Below are 18,665 nucleotides of genomic sequence, written 5' to 3' on the forward strand. Positions count from 1 at the left end.
CGCTACGGGAGTCTAAAGCCCAGTCGATGCGGCAACGCCTCGTGCTCAATTGATTGCTCAGAAAATCTAAGACGGTCATGCATTCCGGAAGCATGTGCTTGTTCAAGCAGAATTCGCGGGACTGGAGTTCTGGGCCGAGGCAGGCAATTGCTTCTCCAGCAAGTTGCAGTCGCAGCGGGCTGAAGCCGGCATCGGCTTCAAGACGGCCAACAGCAGCGCCGATGGCAGCAGCACGGTCTCGCGCGGCTCGACCATCCAGGGCGGCGGCAACGTCAACCTGACCGGCACCACGGCCGACATCCACGTGGTGCAGGGCAACCTGAGCGCGGGCAACACGCTCAGCCTGGATTCGGCGGGCGACATCCTGCTGCAAGCAGGTAAGGCGCACATGGCAGACCGCAGCAAGAGCAGCACTGCTGGCGCTGAAGTGGGCGTCGGCGCTGTGGTGGGCGCGCAGACGGGCGTGTACGTGTATGCCGAAGCCAGCGTGGGCAGCAGCAAAGCGAACTCGGACAGCACTACCTGGCAGAACACCACGCTGACCGGCAAGAACATTTCGATGAAGGCGGAGGGCGATACCACGCTGCGTGGCGCCACGGCGACCGCTGACCGAATCGACGTCAAGACCGGCGGGACGCTGACCATCGAATCGCTGCAGGACATCGCCCAGAGCATGTCCAGGAACAGCCAGGTGGGTGGCCGCGTGCAGGTGTCGATCGGCACCGCATGGAATGCTGACGGGTATGCCAGTGCAGGCAAGGCCAGCGGCAGCTACCAGGGTGTTGGCCAGCAGAGCGGCCTGTTCGCCGGCAATGGCGGGTACCACGTCGATGCCGGCCACGTGAACCTGGTGGGCGGTGCGATTGCCAGCACCCATGCGGGCAACAGTGAACTGACTGCGGGCTCGCTGACGTTCACCGACCTGCAGAACCACATGGACTACACGGCCAACTCCGGCAGCATCAGTGGTGGTACGGGCGGGCAGATGGATGGCTGGACGCCCAAGCCGGGAACGGTCGCACCCCGAGGTGGTCCGGGCCTGCCGATGATGAAAAAGGGCAGCGACAGCAGCTCCATCTTGGCCACCTTGACCGTGGGCAACATCACCATCGGTGGCAAACAGACGTCGGCGGCCGAGCTGGGCATCAACACCGATGCCAGTGGAGCGCATCGCGCGCTGGAGGCATTGCCGGATGCGAGCAAGCTGCTAGCGGACCAGCAGGCGATGGCGGCTGCGGCGGGGACGGTGATGGCCACCAGCCAGCAGATTGCCTGGGACGTTCAAGCCTATCAGAGCAAGAAGGCAACCCAGGCGTACTACGATGGCCTGTCAACCGACGATAAAAAAGCATTTAATGCACTTAGCGCAGCGCAACGCGATAAGGTGCTGACGGCAAACAGCCAAGCCTATAACGATGCGAAGAAATGGGGTGATGGCGGTGAGTACGGCCGTGCCCTGAGCGCGGTGACCAGCGCGTTGGTCGGTGGTGTTGAAGGGCAGGGGCTGGGTCAGCTGGGCTCCAACGCGCTGGCGCCGTATGCGGCTGAACTGATCGGCAAGACCTTTGATCCGAACAAGCAGAGTGCTGCGCCTAGCGAGGCCATGCAGATGCTGTCACACGCGCTGCTGGGCGCGCTGTTGGCTGAGGCCAATGGTGGCAAGGCGGGGAGTGGGGCGTTGGTGGCCGGTGGTGGTGAGTTGGCAGCCAAGGTCCTGACGGACACGTTGTTCGGCGGCAACCCGGCGAATCTCAGCCCGCAGCAAAGGGAGGCGGTTCTGGCGCTATCACAAGCGGTGGGAGCGCTGGCAGGTGGGCTGTCGGGGCAGGATCTGGCTGAGATCGCGTTGAATGCGGGGATTGCCAGGAATTCGGTTGAGAACAACTTCCTTACAGAGGACCAGGCTCGTGTACTGAAGCAGCAGCTCGACGAGTGCGGCGGCGACACGTCATGCCAGAAGGCGGTGCGCGACGTTGCCAAGCAATTGTCGGAGAGAATGGATTACGAGCTGCTCTCGGTGTGCACTGCGAACTCAGCGAGCCCCGCGTGTCAGGCGTTTGTCAATGCGGCCGTCTCCTACAAGTACGGCTCGTGGCCCGGAGAGCTTGGCCTGTTCGATGATCTCGGCCGCAGTAGCGAGGCGCTTTCTTCGTTTGCCCACTCCATGAATGGACGTGCCTATCGTGAGCTGATATTTGAGAACGGGGGGATCCAGCCGGTCTATATCCTGCCCCAGGAACACACTGTAGCTGCACTGGCGGAGTGGACTGGGAATCTTGACAGGACGATTGATCAGTACGGCCTCTTCTCGAAGGAATCGTCAGCTGAGCTGGGGCTTAGACTTGCGAAGGTACTGCTTCGAAAATATGGCGCTGTTACCATAATCGAAGGGAGCGGAGGCTTCGGGAAGGGGGCGAAGGCGGGCAGTTCCGAAGCACTGCCGCGAGCGACGTCTGGGCCAGTCTATGCAACGAATAAGGAGGCGACTGCCGCTGCCACGGCTTTGGGCTTTAGGCGTGTAAAGGAGACTGCTCACGATGGTGAGCTTGTCTTTACGAATGGAAAGATATTTATTTAAAGGGATGTGGATGGCCATAATGGTGGTGCCTGGAAGGCAGCGAAATCGGTGAAGGCGCTAGGTAGCCGAGATACCCGGCTTGGTACGTTTGATTCCAGTTTGAAAAGGATAGGGGGGTGAACTTTGAGTGGGTCTTCTTGGGTAGTTCGTGGTAAGACAATCAAGGATTTAATTGAGGAGCTTATGACTTTTGAGGATCAAGGTATGTATGTAGAGATTTCAGTTGATGGTGGTGATACCGTTCGGCCGATAAGCTTGGTTGGGAAAGATGGAGGGAAGTGCGTGCTGTTCTATTTCGGTGATGACGCTTAGTGCTAGGTATTTCCTCAGTCTTTCTTTCTGGGCTGCTTCTTGAGTGTCATTGCCTCTGACTGGTCTGCCGCCTCGACGCTGCTCAGAAAATGGTCTGCAAAGGATGAAGAAACACGGTTTTTCACCGATGAGTTTCCTGGCGCAATGGCGTCCTAAGGTTGGGGCACTTCTTAGCGGCTTGTTCGGTGCCGCCGGCAGCTGCCAAGAGTCGGTCTGCAGTGATTTCCACAAGTCAACAGGGCATCAGGTAGCCCGACTTTGCCGTTGAGGAAAAGTGGCGTGTTTTCACGAGGCGCGCTGTCGTCGGGCTGGAGATACTTCTAACGATTACCTGCCAACAGAGCGGGCGGGTCGGTGCATGTGGAAGGCTGTTTGAGCCGATTCACATTTGTGAGGGTTTCAGCGTAAAACGCCCTTAAAGTTTCCCCACCCCGTGCCGCCACCGATATAGGGCCACGATCAAGGGAATTGAGATGCTCGCCTTACGCAACCTCCGTGTGGGTTCCCGGCTTGCCGCCGGCTTCGGTCTGCTGTTGCTGTTCATCCTGGCCATCGTCGGCCTGGTGTTGTACGGAAACCATCTGAAGTCCGCCCAGTTCGAGAAAGTGGTGGGCGTGAACATGGTCAAGATGCGGCTGTTGAATGACATGCTCGATACCAACAACGCGATGCTGATGCATCGCCGGTTGATGGTGATCAAGCGCGGCGAGGAGGTCGACAGGGATTACCAGCGTGCGCTGGAACTGGGCCGTACCTACGACGGCATATGGGACAAGTACGTAAAGATTCCGCGCGATGCCACCGGCGATAAACTGGTGGCGCAGATCGCGGCGGCACGCAAGGCCACCGATGCCTCCACCGCGCAGCTGCATGCGCGGATGCAGGCAGGTGATTACGATGGTGCGGCAAAGGAGCTGCTGGCTGAGCACAGCCTGGCGTCGGCATGGAATGGCGCCATTTCCAGCCTGCTGCGGCACCAGGAAACGTTGACCGAGCGCAGCCGTGGGGAATACCGCGCCACCGAGGCGTGGACCGGCACGCTGTCCATCGCCTTCGGCGTTCTGAGCCTGCTGCTTGGCGCGTTGGCCGCCTGGGCCATCACCCGCAGTCTGACGCGCCCCTTGGCGGGCGCGGTGAAGCTGGCCGATGGCATAGCCAATGGTCGATTGGACAACGTCATCGATGCCTCCGGCAACGACGAAGTGACCCAGTTGCTGAAGTCGATGCAGCGCATGCAGGGCCAACTGCAGGCGGTGATGGCCGCGCAGGGCGAGATGGCCCGGCAGCATGACGACGGCAGTCTGAGCTACCGCATGGACGAGAGCGCCTTCCCCGGCGACTACGGGCGCATGGTGCATGACACCAACGCGCTGGTGGGCTCGCACGTGCAGGTGCAGAACCGCCTGATCGAGGTGATGAAGCACTACGCACGCGGTGACCTGTCGGTGGACATGGATACGCTGCCAGGCGAGAAGGCTGCGATCACCCAGGCGATGGACGAGACCAAGGCCAGCCTGTCGGCGATCAACGATGAGATCCGGCGGCTGGCGACGGCCGCCGCCGCTGGCGACTTCAGCCTGCGCGGCGACGAGGCCCGATTCGAGCACGACTTCCGCGAAATGGTGGCCGGGCTCAACCGGTTGATGCAGACCACCGACGAGAACCTGGTGCAGGTCTCCAGCCTGCTGCAGGCGATCTCGCGTGGCGACCTGACCGTACGCATGCAGGGCGATTTCCACGGTGTGTTCGCCCGCATGCGCGATGACTGCAATGCGACGGTCGAGCAGCTGACCCAGATCGTCGGCCGCATCCAGTCCAGTGCGGCCAGCATCAACCTGGCCGCGGGCGAGATCGCGTCCGGCAACACCGATCTGTCGCGCCGCACCGAGCAGCAGGCGGCCAACCTGGAAGAAACCGCGGCATCGATGGAAGAACTGACGTCCACGGTGAAGCAGAACGCCGAGCACGCGCGCCAGGCCAACCAGCTGGCGATCGGGGCCCATGGGGTGGCCTCGCAGGGCGGCGAGGTGGTCGGGCAGGTGGTGACCACCATGACGGCCATCGAGGCGTCCTCGAAGAAGATCGCCGAGATCATCAGCGTGATCGACGGCATCGCGTTCCAGACCAACATCCTGGCCTTGAACGCGGCAGTGGAGGCCGCACGCGCCGGCGAGCAGGGTCGCGGCTTCGCGGTGGTGGCCAGCGAGGTGCGCACGCTGGCGCAGCGCTCGGCCGGTGCGGCCAAGGAGATCAAGGGCCTGATCGAGGAGTCGGTGGGCAAGGTGGCCGATGGCTCGGTGTTGGTGCGCCAGGCCGGCGCGACGATGGGCGATATCGTCGCCTCGGTGCAGCGGGTCACCGACATCATGGCCGAGATCTCCGCCGCCTCGCAGGAGCAGAGCTCGGGCATCGAGCAGGTCAACCAGACCGTGATGCAGATGGACGAGACCACCCAGCAGAACGCCGCGCTGGTGGAAGAGGCCAGCGCGGCTGCGCGGTCGATGGAAGAACAGGCCAGCCTGCTGGCCGAGGCGGTGTCGGTGTTCCGCACCGGTGCCTCGACGGCAGCGGCGGCGGTCAAGCCGATGCTGGCTGCCGTGGCAGCGACGGTGCCGCCGGTCCGGCGCATGACCGCGCTGCCGCCGCGTGGCGCCCCGACGCTGGCGGCCAATACGGGCGGTTGGGAAGAGTTCTGAGCCGGGTGGGAGACGGCGCCCATCGCGATGGCTGGTCGCGATGGGCGCATTTTGTTTCTGAACCGAGGATGGCCGTTGAATTGGCAGGGACGTGGATTTCACCTTCAGTTGCCATCGCCAGGCAGACACTTGCGCCATATCGGAACACAGGAGACGGCCATGAACACTTCCATTCGCGTGTTGCTGCTGGGCACCCTGCTGGCGGCCTCGTCGGTTGCCGGCGCGCAGACCTATGGCCCGCGTGATGAAGGCCGCAAGTTCAACGACGGCAGCCGCGTGGTCTGCAAGAACGTCGAGGTGCAGCGCAACTCGCGTGATCCCAACCGCATCACCGGTACCGCGACAGGCGCGGTGATCGGCGGCCTGCTCGGCAACCAGGTGGGCGGCGGCAACGGCAAGAAGCTGGCCACGGTGGCCGGTGCGGTGGCCGGTGGTGCCGCCGGCAGGCAGATCCAGGGCAACCACCAGAACAAGACCGGCGACCGCGTGGTCGAGCGCCGCTGCGAGCGCGTCTATCGCTGATCCTCCATGTGATACCCCTTCCACACTGCTGTACCCCGAACGCCGGCCCTGTGCCGGCGTTCTCCGTTTCCGGACCCGTTCCGTGGGGCAGGGAGCATGCCTATACTGCGCCGACCTCCAGGGATGAATCGCCAGTGAACGAGTCCAGCGCTGTAGACCGCCGGGAACCGTCTGATGTTGCCGATGCCCTGCCTCGCACGACAGCCAGCTACTCCCGCGTGCGCGACCGTACCGATGAGCTGGAACTGTTCATTTCCGGCCTGCTCGCCTTCGCACTGCTCGCCGTGCCGGGATACCTGTTCGATGCGTGGGCGCGTAGCAGCCTGCATACCGAAGGCGTCTACTTCCAGGCGCTGTGGTTCGCCTTCAGCATCGGCGTCGGCATGTGCTACGTGCTGGCGGTGGCCTTGATCATCCACCTGGCGGTGCGCGGCTACTGGATCGGCCTGATCGGCCTGAAATCGCACTTCCCCCAGGGTATCGACTGGGATCGGTTGACGATGCTGGGGCCGTTCTCACGCAGGTTTCTGCAGCAGCGCGACGGCGGGCTGGACGGCACCATTGAACGCGCGGACCGGCTTGCCACCTTGCTGTTCTCGACCACGCTGCTGTGCGTGCAGACCCTGGCCGGCACGCTGGTGGTGGCCATTGTCTCGCTTGGCGTGGCGCTGGCCATCGGCGCCGCCTTTGGCGATGTGGATCGCATCGCGCTGGGCATCGTTGCGCTGTTGATGCTCTGCCTGCTCGCTCTGGCGATGGCGCCGATGCTGCTGGAGAAGTCGATCGCGCGGCGTCGCGCGCGCGGCCTGGAGACAACGCGGCAGGAGAAGCGACTTCACTCTCTGCTGGCTGGCCTGCAGCGGGTACCGATGCTGCGCCTGCTGCAGACCATGCAGTGGACCCTGCAGAGCAACCTGCGCGGTCGCTCGTTCACGGTGATCTATATCTCGGCGGTCATGCTGGCGATGGTGCTGGCTGCCCTGCAGGTCTACGGCTCGATGACGTTCTCGCTGTTCAACCGCTACAGCGTGCTGACCGAGGAAGCAGTGAACCACGGCATGCTGGGCGCGCACTACGAATCGCTGCGCTCGGCGCATGACCAGTTGCTGCCTTATCCGATGATTCCGGCCGATACCATCAGTGCATCACGGCTGCGCCTGTTCATTCCCCATCGCCCGCAGCGTGACAACCCGGTGGCACGACAGCGCTGCGCGGGTGGTGCCCGCAACGAAGCGCAGGGTGCACTGGCCGCGACAGCAGCGGTGGACTGCATGGCCACGCTGTGGACGGTGCAGTTGGATGGCGGCAAGGTCGACCTGCACGATTTCGTGCCGATGGAACGCCGCGACCTGGACATGCGCGGGCTGGTGGGCTATCTGCCGATGGCGGACCTGAAGCCGGGCCGGCATGACCTGCGACTGGTCTGGAACGCGGACGGCGGCGAACGTGGCCCCAGCCGTCGGCGCGAATACAGCATCCCGTTCTGGTACGCACCGGAACCGTAAACGGGTTACGACCTGATTCCCTCTGTTGCCTCTGGGCTGTGCAGGCGCCAGAGGGCGAGGGCGCCGTACAGCACCAGCAGCACCGCCAGGGTGATCAGCTCGTGGCTGACCTCGGCCAGGCTGGCGTCCATCTGGTTCAGGCGCACCATCAGGTTGATGCCGGAGGTGGTCGGCAGCAGCTGCGCCAGCCACACCAGTGGGCGTGGGGTCATCACCGCTGGCCACGACAGGCTGGCCAGGAAGAACAGCGGAATGGACGTGGCGATGATGTACTGGAAGGCGCGTTCGCGGGTGCGGAAGAAGCTGCCGACGAACAGGCCGAAGGCCACCGTGGCGGCGATGAACAGGGTGCCGCCCAGCAGCTGCCCGACCGGATTGCCGCCCCGCGGATAGTCCTGCACCCAGGCGGTGAAACCGGCGTACCAGAACAACCCGAACAGGCCGATCAGGCCGAAGCCCAGTGCCATGCCGCCCAGCGTGGGCAGGTCGAAACGCAGGCGCCGCCCGAGTTGCAGGCGGCGGCCGCCGAGCAGCACACCAATGCCCATCAGCAGCGTCTGGTGCACGATCAGTTCGGCCACGCCCGGCACGATCGCGCTGCCGTAGCCTTCCTGGGTGTTGTACAGCGGTCGCTGCACCAGCGTGATTGGTGGCGCCTGCGGGGCACCCATGAAGGCGGCCTGGGTGACCGCCGCATCCCGGCCGAAGGCCGCCAGTGCGTCGGCGATGCTGCCGAGCACCCAGCTGGCACGGCCCAGATAGGCGCCGTTGCCCAGCAGGACCAGTTTCGCGGGCTGGCCACGCAGGATGTCGCGCTCCAGGTTGGCCGGCACCAGCACGATGCCTTCGGCATGGCCCGCTTCCAGCTGCCGGCGCGCGCTGTCGAGGTCGGCCGGTTGCCCGACCACCTTGGCCACGCGCAGCGAGTCGAGCGTGCGCAGCAGCTCGCGGCTGGTGCTGCTGTGGTCTTCGTCGACCACCAGGATAGGCAGGTCGCCGGCCACCTGGTGGCGATACGCGGCGGGGTAGAAGAACGAGTACAGCACCACCGCGCCGATCATCACCACGATGGCGTAGCGGTCGCAGAGCACGGCCATCCAGGTCTGCCGCAGGCTGCGCCAGACGGTACTCATGCGTCGGCTCCGGCAGGCTGCTGCGCCGGTGCGGTGCGCGCGTATGCGAGCAGGCGCCAGCCACCGAGGCCACCGGCAACCACGATCATCAACAGCAGCGTGGCCATCGGCCACAACGACACCGCCAGCGGCGAGCCGATGAACTGCTGCTGGGTCTGCAGCTTGATGTAGGCGCTGAGCGGCAGCAGCAGGTGCCAGACGCGGGTGAACAGTGGCGCGCCGATCACCGGGAAGGTGGCGCTCGAGAACGCCAGCGCGGTGCCGATGCTCAGGCCCACCGCGGACAGCGCCGTACCCATGTCACGGGTGACCCCGACGAAGAACAGCGCATAGGCCGCGGTGGCCAGGTAGAACAGCGGCTGCGCGAGCAGCAGCAGAAGCACGCTGCCAGCGATGCCGTCGCCACGCAGCCAGGCCAGGTAGGCCGCGCCCAGCGCGCCGTACAACGAGAACAGCAGCACGTACGGCAGCACCTTGCCGGCGATGGCCGACCCTGGTGCATCGCCCAGCCAGGCGGGCAGGGTGCCGTCGCGGATCTCGCGCCCCAGGCTGCCGGCCACGGCCAGTGCCAGCACCAGCGACAGCACCGCCGGGAAGATCAACGGCAGCAGGAACAGTTCGTAGCTGCGTGCAGGATTGAACAGGATGTCCGACTGCACCGCGATGGGCGCCGCGCGCAGCTTGCCCGGCCCGACCTGCAGGCCGATGCGCTCACGCAGCAGCCGCGCGTTCCATGCCGAGACCGCATCGCCGATATCGCGCGCGGCAGACTGGCCGGTGGTCATGTAGGTGGCGTTGTAATAGGAAAACACCGTGCCCTGCCGGCCGCGCAGGGCCTGCCGGGTGACGTCGCGCGGCACCAGCACCACCGCGAACACCTGCAGCCGCTGCAGCTGCGCGCGCGCCTCCTCCATATCGGCTGGTTGGCTGGCGATGCGCACGCCGGGGCTGGCATCGAGCATGCGCAGCAGCAGGCGGCTGTCGCTGCTGTGGTCATGGTCGACCACGGCAATCGGCACATCGCGCATCACCGATGCGGAGAACATCCACGCCATCACCACCAGCATCAGCAGCGGCAGCACGGTGACCAGTGCAAGGTCTGCGCGGTTGCTGCGCAACCGGCGCAGTTCGCGCTGCCATGAGCTGGCGACGCTGCTGCGGCGGGTGTTCAGTGCTGCGGCCATGCGAACAGCACGCTCATGCCGGGGCGGAAGCCCTCGATGCGGCGTACCGGGCGCACCCGCACTTCGAAGCTGCGCACGTCATAGCCCGATGACTGGCGGGTGGTGCGCCAGGTGGCGTAGTCGCCTGCGGGATTGATGAAGTAGACCTCGAACTCGCCGTCCTTGCCGAGTGCCGGCACGCTGCCCTGCAGCTTGCTGCCGACCTTCAGGCCCTGCATCTGCGATTCGCGCAGGTTCATCGACACCCACATGCGGTCGATGTCGACCAGGGTGAACACCGGGAAGCCGGCCGGCACCAGTTCACCCGGATCGGCCATGCGCTTGTTGATCTCGCCGGCCACCGGTGCACGGCCTTCCACTTCGGCACGTGCGGCATTGACCTCGGCCACCGCGCCCTGGGCCTGCTGCACCTGGCCCTGCGCGGCGCGCTTGTCCTGGTCGCGGGCACCAGCCAGCGCCATGTCGTACTGCGCGCGGGCGGCGCGCGCCAGTTCGCGCGAACTCTGCGACTGCGCCAGCGCTTCATCGCGCTTCTGCCGGGTCATCACGCCTTCATTGAACAGGTTCTGCACGCGCCGGTAGGTTGAATCGGCCAGGGTCGCGCCGGCTTCGGCGCGCTTCCAGTTGGCCTCGGCCGCGCGGATGTCTTCGCTGCGTGCGCCCTCGGCGGCCTTGTCGGCCACCGCCTGTGCCGCAGCCAGAGCACCGTGCGCCTGCTGTTCCTTGGCCGCCACTTCGGGGCTGTCGAGCAGGAACAGCACCTGGCCGGGCTGCACGCGGTCGCCCTCGCGCACCTTCAGTTCGGCCACGCGTGCGGTGATCTTGGCGGACACGTTGAGGGTGTCGGCGTCTGCCATGCCCTGGATCTGGTCGGCCGGGCCGCGCCAGGCCAGCCACAGGCCCAGTGCCACGACCAGCAGCAGCACCACCGCCAGGATCGGGCCCAGCCGGCGCTTGCCGGGGGGCGTGGTTGCCTCGTCGTGCAACACATCACTCATGATCGATCACCTCGTCTGCACGCCGCCGGAATTCCTCGAAGCGGTCCATCTGTCCACTGACCTCCAGCAATTGTGCCAAGGCGACGTCGTACTGGTAGGCGGCCTGGGCGCGCTCGACGCGGGCGCCGCCCAGCCCCAGCCGGGCATCGATCACATCCAGCGACGTCGCCTGGCCTTCGCGGAATGCCAGCGTCTGCAGGCGCAGGTTCTCGTCGGCCTGGGCGATGCTGCTGTCCAGCAGCACGAACTGCTGGCGCGCGGTTTCCAGTTCGTTCCATGCCTTGCGCACGCCCAGCGCGACCTGGTTTTCGGCCTCGCGCAGGCCGGCTTCGGCCTGTTCCTGCTGGGCGCGTGCGGCTGCGATCTGTGCCGGCCGCGAACTGGGCGACAGGAAGGTGTACTTCAGGCCGATGCCGAACGCCCAGTCCGGGTCGGTCAGCATCTCGTCGCGGCGACGGAAGTCGTACTGGCCGAACAGGAACACGGTGGGTTTGAGCTTGGCCTGCTGCACGCGCACGCCCTGTTCGGCCTGCGCGACCATCGCCCGCAGGCGCGCGATCTGGGGTTGGCGGGCCTGCGCGGTGCGCTCGAAGCTGGCCACCGGCTCCAGCGCGGAACGGTGCACGAACAAGGGCGACACCGGCCGCACCTCGCCGCCGCTGCGCAGCAGGGTGGCCAGCGCGGCTTTCAGCGTGGCCAGGTCGTTCACCGTCTTCTGGTATTCGCGCTCGGCCTTGTCGCGGGCCACGGTGGCCTGCAGGCGCTGCGCGCGGGTGGCGAAGCCCTCGCGTTCCAGCTTCTCTGCGTCGGACAGGTGGCGGTTGAGGCCATCGCGCACCTCGCGGCGCACGTCCACTGCCTGCTCGGCCAGGCGCTGGCCGAAATAGGCCTGGGCCAGCTGCACGGTGAGCGACTGGCGTTGTGCCTCGCGCTCGGCGCTGGCCTGTTCGCTGGCGGCGCCGGCAGCACGCTGCGCGGCGGGAATCAGGCCGCCGGTATACAGCGGCAGGACGGCGGTGACGACCGGCCGGGTGCGCCAGTCGCGTTCGGTGAACGACAGCGGCGAGTCGATGCCATAGGCTTCGGCGACCGGAGCGAGCGAACCAAGCGGCAGGGTGAGGGTCTTCTGGAACTGCAGCCGGCGCACTTCGCCGGTGATCTCCGGCAGGCGCAGCAGACGGGTGGCGTCCTGCAGTTCCTGCTTGTTGCGCACGCCGGCATCGGCGGCGGCCAGCGCATCGGAGACCTGTTCCAGTCGCTGGCGTGCCTGTTCCCAGTCCAGTGCGGGCTGCTGCGCGGCATCGAATGCGGCCTGCGCGAACGCAGCACCGGACAGCAGCGTGGCGCAGATCAGCAGGGGCCCGCGTGCGCGTCGCAGCCGTGGAGAAAAGCGAGGCCAGTGCACGTCGGGTCCCGTCATCCGTAAAGAGTCGGCAAAAAATAGTGGATCTGCCGTGAAGCCGCTGTAGGGGATGCACCACGCACCCTGCCGGCCGGCCTGCGGCAGCAGCTGCCGAGAGCGCAGGACGCTGGTGCGACGCTGCGGATCAGTCCCGATCCGCAGGGCTGAGCGATGCTCCGCCATGACCTGCATTCCGCTGCGCACGTCCGCCTGTTCCAGGTGGAATGCTGGATCGCCTGCCGATACGCGGCTGCGCTGGCGTTGGCGCGGGTACGGGTAGTGCGGGTGCTGCTGCCGTCGCTGCGCCGGCGCTAGCCATGCTCCACTGCGCACAGCGGCGTTTCACCTGCGCGCAGGGTCAGCACGCGCACGCCGCTGCGGGTGACCGCCACGGTGTGTTCGAACTGTGCGGACAGCTTGCCGTCGCGGGTGTACACCGGCCACTGGTCCGGCTGCTGGCGGATGGCCGGCCGGCCCTGGTTGAGCATTGGTTCGATGGTGAACACCATGCCTTCCTCCAGCGCCATGCCGGTGCCGGGGTGGCCGTAGTGCAGGATCTGCGGTTCCTCGTGCATCTCCCGGCCGATGCCGTGGCCGCAGTATTCCTTCACCACGCTGTAGCCATGGCTGCGCGCATGGCGGGCGATGGCGTGGCCGATGTCGCCCAGCCGTGCGCCCGGGCGGACCGCCGCGATGCCCTTCCACATGGCCTGGTAGCTGACCTGCACCAGCCTGCGCGCGGCCGGGGCCACGTCGCCGACCAGGTAGGTGGTGCTGGAATCGGCGATGTAGCCGTCCTTCTCCAGGGTGATGTCCAGGTTGACGATCTGGCCGCTGCGCAGCACCTCGTCGGCGGAGGGCACGCCATGGCAGACCACGTTGTCGACAGAAGCATTGAGCACGTACGGGAACCCGTACTGGCCCTTGCTGGCGGGGCGCGCGTGCAGCTCGTCGACGATCATGCGCTCGACGAGGGTGTTAATGTCCAGCGTGCTGCGTCCCTGCAGCGGCAATGCATCGAGCATCGCGAACACCCGCGCCAGCAGGCGCCCGGACGCGGCGAGCCGTTCGATCTCGTCGGCGCGCTTGACCATCGCCATCTCAGGCCCGCCCGGGTGCCAGGGCCTGCGGCTGCACCCCGGCCGCACGCAGTTCGCTGGCGACGATGTCCTGGAAGGTCAGGGTGGGGTTCATCTCGCACAGCATGCCGACCCGGATCCAGAAGCTGGCCTGGGCGTTGATCGAGCGGTTGGAGACGGTGCAGGCACGACGCAGCTGGTCATGCAGGGTGTCATCGATGTTGACGATGCCCATGGGCGGATCTCGAACGGGAATATATGAATCGTATATGATTCATATATTCCCGATCAAGCCCGGTCAGCCGGCGTGGGTGGCGAAGCGCAGCCGGTTGCGGTCCGGGTCCATCAGCAGCATCTCGCGGCTGCCCCACTCGGTGTCGTGCGGTGGCTGCTCGATGGCCACGCCCGCCGCACTGAACGCGCGATGCAGCGCGTCGACATCGGAGACCAGGAAATACACCGCGCCGCCGACGTCGCAGTCGCCGCTGTGCTCGGTCAGGAAGATCGTCTGGCCGTCGCGGGTCAACTGCGCAAACAGCGGGAAACCGGGCCCGAAGCGGTGCTCCCAGTCGATCACGAAGCCCAGCCCCTGCACGTAGAACGGCAGGCTGGCATCGGCGTGGCGCATGCGCAGCTGCGGAATGACGGTCTGGGGCATGCTGGTGGCTCCGGTGGCTGAGCCCCAGTGTAGTGCCGCCGCCCAGGGGCGGCGGGCACCGTGGCGATGGCGGCCAGCGCTGCCCGCTGCTCATGCCAGGCCGTCGCTGCGCCGGCCATCCGGCCGTGCAGCGGTTCGGGCATGCGGCCGCTCGCTCAGAACTTCGCGCGCAGGTTGAACAGCACCCGGCGCGGTTCGCCCCAGTAGCCGGCATTGAAGAAGCCGACGTTGCGGTAGTAGACCTTGTCGAACAGGTTGGTCACCGTCACGCCCACGCTCAGGTTGTCGTTGATGCGGTAGCGGCCCATCAGGTCGAACAGCACGTAGCCGCCCTGGCTCATCCTGCCGGTGGCCGTGACCGGCGCGCCGGTGGCAGTGAAGCGACCGGTGGGAATGGGCTGCATCTGGTAGATCTCGCTCTGCACGCTGACACCCCCGCCCAGCGTCCACGGGCCATGGGTCCAGGTGGTGTTGAAGCGCGCCAGGTGCATCGGGCTGGTGCTGGCGAAGCGGCTGCCATCGGGATTGCTGCTGTAGCTGTAGGTGTAGCCGCCGGTCATGCTCCAGTGGTCGGTGATCGAGCCGGACACTTCGAACTCGCCGCCCTGGGTGGTGATGCCCTTGCTGGCGATGTACGGCGAACTGCCATCGGGCAGCTTGATCTCGCCACCGTTCGGATCCAGTTCGGCCACGTTGTCCTGCTTCATGTAGAAGCCGTTCAACGCGGCGTACAGGCGGCCACCGAAGAACTCGCCCTTCAGGCCGTACTCGTAGTTGCCGCCGGTGGTCGGGTCCAGCAGCTGGTTGTTGATGTCGCGTCGCGCGGTCGCCTGGAACACGTCCGAATAGCTGGCGAAGGCGGTGATGCTGCTGCTGAGGTCGTACAGCACGCCGAGGTACGGGGTCAGTTCGTGCGCGGTGGTGCGCGCGCTGCGGTTGGTGAACACGCCGTCGGCGTTGTAGTTGTCGGTGGTGGTGCGGTAATCGGAATAGCGCGCGCCGGCGATGATCTTCAGCGGATCGATCGGGTTCAGGCGCACGGCGGCGTAGTAGCCGGTCTCGGTGGTGTTCACCGTATTCAACGGAATGCCGTTGTTGTACGTGGTCGGCTTGCCGATGTTGCCGTCCCAGCTGAAGATGCTGGGGAAGGCAGCGATGTTGTACGGGCGCGAGGTGATGCCGGCGCGGATCGTGTCCAGGTCGCGGTCGTAGTGGTTGATGCCCACCACCAGTTCGTGCGATCGGCCGAACAGCTGGAGCGGTCCCGACGCATACAGGTCGAAGGCATCCTCGCGCGTTTCCGAGACCGAATAGGTATCGGCAATGCGCAGGCCCAGGCCGCTGACCGGGTCGGCCCAGTTGCCGGTGTTGGAACCGGCCAGCAGCAGCGAGTCGGTATCGGTGGCGCGATGGTTGTAGGCCAGGCGACCGCTCCAGCCGGCGCCGAACTGCTGTTCCAGCGTTGCGAAGTAGTTGGTGCTTTCGCGGTTCCATTCGTTCCAGCGCGCTGCGGCGCTGTAGGAACGCGGCATCCGCGCGCGGCTGCCATCGCGGAAGTACAGCGGCGAGGCGCTCCAGGCGCCGCCATCGGAGCCGGTCTTCAGGTAGTCGATGCCGGCGCGCAGGCGGGTGCTGTCGGTCAGGTCGGCCTCGATCACCCCGTACAGGCTGGGCGATCTGTCATGCTGGAAGCGCACCCAGCTTTCCTTGTCGGTGTAGGCGCCGACGAAGCGGCCACGCACGCGGCCACCCTTGCTGAGCGGGCCGGACACATCCACTTCGGCGCGCTTGTAATCCCACGAACCGGCACTGAGGCTGGTACTGGCCTGGAACGTCTCGGTCGGGCGCTTGCGCACCATGTTCACCGTGGCCGACGGGTTGCCCGAGCCGGTCACCAGGCCGCTGGCGCCGCGCACCACTTCGATGCGCTCGTAGATGGAGGTGTCGCTGAGGATCGAGTTGCCGCCGGCGCCGGTGGTGTAGTTGGTGGGAATGCCATCGAACATGAAGTTGTTGATGGCAAAGCCGCGCGCGTTGAACAACGTGCGGTTGCTGTCATACGACTGGACAGTGACGCCCGGGGTCTGCTGCAGCACCTCGGAAATGGTGATGAGGTTGAAATCCTCGATGCGCTGGCGGGTGAACACGGTCAGCGACTGCGGTGTTTCGCGCAGGGTCAGCGGCAGTTTGGTGGCGGTGTTGGTGCCATACACCTGGTAGCCCTCGGTACGCTGGGTGACCATCACCCGGTCCAGCTCGGTGGTGGTCGGGGCGCTGTCCTGGGCGAAGGCCGGTGCAATGGTGCAGGCGAGCGACAAGGCGAGAACGTTCCGGCGCAGGGCGCCAGAGGACTGCTGATTCATGAGGGAGCCTCTGTTACAGGATCAGGAACGGGAAGACGGGCGTGGCGCCGGCTTGGCCGGGCTGCGGAAACTGAGCCAGAGCACCATCGCCCCGGCACCGGCGGCAAGCACGCCGCACCAACCAACGAAACCCTGTGCCACGCCCCAGGCGGCGATGCTGGCGAGCAGGCTGGCGACCAGCCCCAGCACGCCCAATAGCTGCAACCGGCGCCGACGCGCTGCGGTCGGTGCGTGGCCGGCCACATCGCGGTGGTGGCGGTCCATGGCCATGGCCAGGCAGGCGAAGGCGGCCGCCGCCAGCAGCAGCGCGAGCACGCTCATGCGCTCGCCTCGGCCGGGGTGGCCGCATGTGCGGCGCGTGGTCTGCGCTGCGCGGGAACAAAACGGTGCACCTTGCGTGCGGCCCACAGCAGGCAGGCCCCCATCAGCAGCAGGCCGATATCGATGCCGGCCTTGGCGCCGTCGCCGGCGGCGAGCGCGCTGACCGCGCCGCCGTGCCAGGCCACGAGGTTGTACAGCGGCAGGCCCAGGGCCAGCACGCCGGCCAGCGCCAGCTGCTCGACCCAGCCGCGGCGCGGCGCGCGCAGCAGCGCATGCAGTACGCAGGCGGCCCACGCATAGAAGAACACCTTCACTTCGGCGTCGCTGCGGTTGGCCACGTCCAGCGGCAGCAGGCGGTTCCCCCACAGGAAGGCCAGCATGGCCACCGGCAGGCCGGTGACGAAGCCGATGTTCAGCCGTTCGACGATGCGGAAGCCCAGATGCGGACGCGCCGGATCGGGCAGCTGGGTGCGCCGCTTGACCGTCCACAGCACCAGGCCGGTGGCCACCATCAGCGTGCCGGCCACGCCGGAGAGGAAGAACAGCCAGCGCAGGGTGGTCGGTGCGAAGCGTGCCGCGTGCAGGCCGATCATGCCGTCGCGGGTGATGACGGCGGCCGAACGTGGCGGCGCTGCATCCAGCAGGGTGCCGCGCGCATCGAAGGCGAGCGCGTCGGCCGCGCCGGCAATCTGGTCGCCCTGCTGGCGGCGCACGCTGATGCGCATCGCTGCGTCGGCAGGGTGTTCGATCTGCAGCGACGCGGCATGGCCACCGCCCCAGTGCAGTTCGGCGCGGCGCAGGATCGCGCTCAACGCCGGCGGCGTCGCAGCGACACCACTGGCCTCGACCTTTTCGGCACGCGGGAACAGTTCGGCGAAGAACGCATCGCGGCCGCCGGGATAGTTGGCATCCACCGCCCACGGCATGTACAGCGTCATCAGGGTGATCAGGCCGGTGTAGGTGATCATCAGATGGAACGGCAGCGACAGCACGGCCAGCGCGTTGTGCCCGTCCAGCCAGCTGCGCTGGCCCTTGCCACGGCGGAACGTGAAGAAGTCAGTGAAGATCTTCTTGTGGGTGATCACGCCGCTGATCAGCGCGATCAGCATCAGCATCGAGCAGGCACTGATGAACCAGCGGGCCCACAGCACCGGCACGTAGTGCAGGTCGAAGTGCAGGCGATAGAAGAAGTTGCCACCGCGCGTCTCGCGCACCTGCACCGGGTTGCCCTGCGCATCCAGCGTGGCCTGGTTCGGATTGCGCTGGCCACGCCGGCGTTCCTTCTCGCCCTGCGCCTGCCAGCTGACGGTGGTCGCGCTGCTGCGTGCATCGGGCAGTTCGACGCTCCAGCGCTGTGCGTCCGGCGCGGTGCGGGCAAGGAAGCGCTGGGCCTGGGTGACCGCCGTGGCGCTGCTGGCCGGCAGGCCGATTTCCGGCTGCATCCAGCGGGTCAGCTCTTCCTTCCAGTAGGCAGCGGTGCCGGCAATGAAGATCAGGAACAGCACCCAGCCGACCACCAGGCCTGACCAGGTATGCAGGACCGACTGCGATTGGCGGAAGCCCCCGAGATTGCTCATGCCACGCCTCCACGCAGCAGCCAGGCCAGCGCAGCGCCTGCGCCGCCGGCAATCACCAGGCCCAGCGCGGCGCGCAGGGTGCTGCGTGCGGCGTACGCCCAGATCGCGGCCAGGGTGTAGACCACGAACGCGGCCATGGTGGCCACCAGGGTGGCATCGGCGGTCGCGCCCGGCAGCAGGCGCGCCAGTGCTGCCGCCCAGCAAGCGGCAACCGCATAGCCGCCCAGCAGGGCCAGGCTGCCACGTGCCCACAGCAGGGCGGTCTGGCCGCTACCGCGGGCGACGCGTTTGGCGGGCGGCGGGCCGCCGGCAGAACGGGAAGAGGAAGCGGCCATCG

Annotated in this window: 17 protein-coding genes; 6 read left to right on the plus strand and 11 right to left on the minus strand. The window is 66.4% G+C overall.

Translation table 11 applies throughout. From position 1 onward, the window contains the following. Positions 1-94: 94 nt before the first annotated feature. From Q5Z10_RS06265 to Q5Z10_RS06285, 5 genes are all read left to right on the plus strand, one after another. Positions 95-2,578 (plus strand): hemagglutinin repeat-containing protein, encoded by a 2,484-nt coding sequence (locus Q5Z10_RS06265; RefSeq protein ID WP_303638393.1) that lies wholly within the window; start codon positions 95-97, stop codon positions 2,576-2,578. A 6-nt stretch (positions 2,579-2,584) separates the two neighbouring features. Beyond that, positions 2,585-2,698, plus strand: coding sequence for a toxin C-terminal domain-containing protein (locus Q5Z10_RS06270; protein WP_303638394.1), 114 nt, complete (start codon positions 2,585-2,587; stop codon positions 2,696-2,698). Positions 2,699-3,363: 665 nt separating this feature from the next. Further along, positions 3,364-5,586, plus strand: a complete 2,223-nt coding sequence (locus tag Q5Z10_RS06275) for a methyl-accepting chemotaxis protein (RefSeq protein ID WP_303638395.1) — start codon at positions 3,364-3,366, stop codon at positions 5,584-5,586. Between the two features lie 159 nt (positions 5,587-5,745). Next, positions 5,746-6,108, plus strand: a complete 363-nt coding sequence (locus tag Q5Z10_RS06280; protein ID WP_303638396.1) for a glycine zipper 2TM domain-containing protein — start codon at positions 5,746-5,748, stop codon at positions 6,106-6,108. A gap of 218 nt (positions 6,109-6,326) precedes the next feature. Then, positions 6,327-7,613, plus strand: coding sequence for a hypothetical protein (locus Q5Z10_RS06285; protein WP_303638397.1), 1,287 nt, complete (start codon positions 6,327-6,329; stop codon positions 7,611-7,613). 5 nt (positions 7,614-7,618) lie between these two features. Here Q5Z10_RS06285 and Q5Z10_RS06290 read toward each other — a convergent pair whose 3' ends face one another. The 4 genes from Q5Z10_RS06290 to Q5Z10_RS06305 are packed head-to-tail and all read right to left on the minus strand — an operon-like array spanning position 7,619 to position 12,279. Then, a complete protein-coding gene (locus Q5Z10_RS06290; protein ID WP_303638398.1) occupies positions 7,619-8,746 on the minus strand; it encodes an ABC transporter permease in 1,128 nt (375 codons plus the stop codon). Then, positions 8,743-9,930: an ABC transporter permease gene (locus tag Q5Z10_RS06295; RefSeq protein ID WP_303638399.1), complete on the minus strand. Its 1,188-nt coding sequence runs from the start codon at positions 9,928-9,930 to the stop codon at positions 8,743-8,745. Before Q5Z10_RS06295 ends, Q5Z10_RS06290 begins: the two co-directional genes overlap by 4 nt. Next, the gene (locus Q5Z10_RS06300) at positions 9,915-10,928 is read right to left on the minus strand and encodes an HlyD family secretion protein (protein WP_303638400.1); all 1,014 of its coding nucleotides are present in this window, start codon (positions 10,926-10,928) and stop codon (positions 9,915-9,917) included. Before Q5Z10_RS06300 ends, Q5Z10_RS06295 begins: the two co-directional genes overlap by 16 nt. Further along, positions 10,921-12,279, minus strand: coding sequence for a TolC family protein (locus tag Q5Z10_RS06305; RefSeq protein ID WP_442758955.1), 1,359 nt, complete (start codon positions 12,277-12,279; stop codon positions 10,921-10,923). The genes Q5Z10_RS06300 and Q5Z10_RS06305 overlap by 8 nt, the downstream gene beginning before the upstream one ends. A gap of 222 nt (positions 12,280-12,501) precedes the next feature. Here Q5Z10_RS06305 and Q5Z10_RS06310 point away from each other — a divergent pair, with 222 nt between their 5' ends. After that, entirely contained in the window at positions 12,502-12,645 is a 144-nt protein-coding gene (locus Q5Z10_RS06310; RefSeq protein WP_303638401.1) for a hypothetical protein, read from the plus strand. Here Q5Z10_RS06310 and map read toward each other — a convergent pair. The 7 genes from map to Q5Z10_RS06345 all read right to left on the minus strand — a co-directional run bounded on the left by map (position 12,642) and on the right by Q5Z10_RS06345 (position 18,663). Further along, the gene (map, locus tag Q5Z10_RS06315; RefSeq protein ID WP_303639147.1) at positions 12,642-13,424 is read right to left on the minus strand and encodes a type I methionyl aminopeptidase; all 783 of its coding nucleotides are present in this window, start codon (positions 13,422-13,424) and stop codon (positions 12,642-12,644) included. The two genes, Q5Z10_RS06310 and map, sit on opposite strands and share 4 nt — an antisense overlap. Before the next feature lie 7 nt (positions 13,425-13,431). Beyond that, on the minus strand, positions 13,432-13,644 hold the full coding sequence (locus Q5Z10_RS06320) for a ParD-like family protein (protein ID WP_303638402.1): 213 nt from the start codon (positions 13,642-13,644) through the stop codon (positions 13,432-13,434). Between the two features lie 63 nt (positions 13,645-13,707). Continuing rightward, on the minus strand, positions 13,708-14,067 hold the full coding sequence (locus tag Q5Z10_RS06325; RefSeq protein WP_303638403.1) for a bleomycin resistance protein: 360 nt from the start codon (positions 14,065-14,067) through the stop codon (positions 13,708-13,710). 155 nt (positions 14,068-14,222) lie between these two features. After that, on the minus strand, positions 14,223-16,430 hold the full coding sequence (locus Q5Z10_RS06330; protein WP_303638404.1) for a TonB-dependent siderophore receptor: 2,208 nt from the start codon (positions 16,428-16,430) through the stop codon (positions 14,223-14,225). 21 nt (positions 16,431-16,451) lie between these two features. After that, positions 16,452-16,751 carry a DUF3325 domain-containing protein gene (locus Q5Z10_RS06335; protein ID WP_303638405.1) on the minus strand — a complete coding sequence of 100 codons (300 nt, stop codon included), beginning with the start codon at positions 16,749-16,751 and terminating at the stop codon, positions 16,452-16,454. Further along, entirely contained in the window at positions 16,748-18,328 is a 1,581-nt protein-coding gene (locus tag Q5Z10_RS06340; protein WP_303638406.1) for a PepSY-associated TM helix domain-containing protein, read from the minus strand. The genes Q5Z10_RS06335 and Q5Z10_RS06340 overlap by 4 nt, the downstream gene beginning before the upstream one ends. After that, positions 18,325-18,663 carry a DUF3649 domain-containing protein gene (locus Q5Z10_RS06345; RefSeq protein ID WP_303638407.1) on the minus strand — a complete coding sequence of 113 codons (339 nt, stop codon included), beginning with the start codon at positions 18,661-18,663 and terminating at the stop codon, positions 18,325-18,327. The genes Q5Z10_RS06340 and Q5Z10_RS06345 overlap by 4 nt, the downstream gene beginning before the upstream one ends. Positions 18,664-18,665: the final 2 nt, after the last annotated feature.

This window comes from Stenotrophomonas sp. 704A1 (genome assembly GCF_030549525.1).
Lineage (GTDB): Bacteria > Pseudomonadota > Gammaproteobacteria > Xanthomonadales > Xanthomonadaceae > Stenotrophomonas > Stenotrophomonas tuberculopleuritidis.

Excerpts from the sequence above, each read along its gene's own strand:
- Q5Z10_RS06325 (WP_303638403.1), bottom strand. The coding sequence starts at position 14,067 with ATGCCCCAGACCGTCATTCCGCAGCTGCGCATGCGCCACGCCGATGCC.
- Q5Z10_RS06330 (WP_303638404.1), bottom strand. The coding sequence starts at position 16,430 with ATGAATCAGCAGTCCTCTGGCGCCCTGCGCCGGAACGTTCTCGCCTTG.
- Q5Z10_RS06280 (WP_303638396.1), top strand. The coding sequence starts at position 5,746 with ATGAACACTTCCATTCGCGTGTTGCTGCTGGGCACCCTGCTGGCGGCC.
- Q5Z10_RS06295 (WP_303638399.1), bottom strand. The coding sequence starts at position 9,930 with ATGGCCGCAGCACTGAACACCCGCCGCAGCAGCGTCGCCAGCTCATGG.
- Q5Z10_RS06290 (WP_303638398.1), bottom strand. The coding sequence starts at position 8,746 with ATGAGTACCGTCTGGCGCAGCCTGCGGCAGACCTGGATGGCCGTGCTC.
- Q5Z10_RS06310 (WP_303638401.1), top strand. The coding sequence starts at position 12,502 with ATGCTCCGCCATGACCTGCATTCCGCTGCGCACGTCCGCCTGTTCCAG.
- Q5Z10_RS06335 (WP_303638405.1), bottom strand. The coding sequence starts at position 16,751 with ATGAGCGTGCTCGCGCTGCTGCTGGCGGCGGCCGCCTTCGCCTGCCTG.
- Q5Z10_RS06320 (WP_303638402.1), bottom strand. The coding sequence starts at position 13,644 with ATGGGCATCGTCAACATCGATGACACCCTGCATGACCAGCTGCGTCGT.
- Q5Z10_RS06275 (WP_303638395.1), top strand. The coding sequence starts at position 3,364 with ATGCTCGCCTTACGCAACCTCCGTGTGGGTTCCCGGCTTGCCGCCGGC.
- Q5Z10_RS06340 (WP_303638406.1), bottom strand. The coding sequence starts at position 18,328 with ATGAGCAATCTCGGGGGCTTCCGCCAATCGCAGTCGGTCCTGCATACC.
- Q5Z10_RS06300 (WP_303638400.1), bottom strand. The coding sequence starts at position 10,928 with ATGAGTGATGTGTTGCACGACGAGGCAACCACGCCCCCCGGCAAGCGC.
- map (WP_303639147.1), bottom strand. The coding sequence starts at position 13,424 with ATGGTCAAGCGCGCCGACGAGATCGAACGGCTCGCCGCGTCCGGGCGC.
- Q5Z10_RS06345 (WP_303638407.1), bottom strand. The coding sequence starts at position 18,663 with ATGGCCGCTTCCTCTTCCCGTTCTGCCGGCGGCCCGCCGCCCGCCAAA.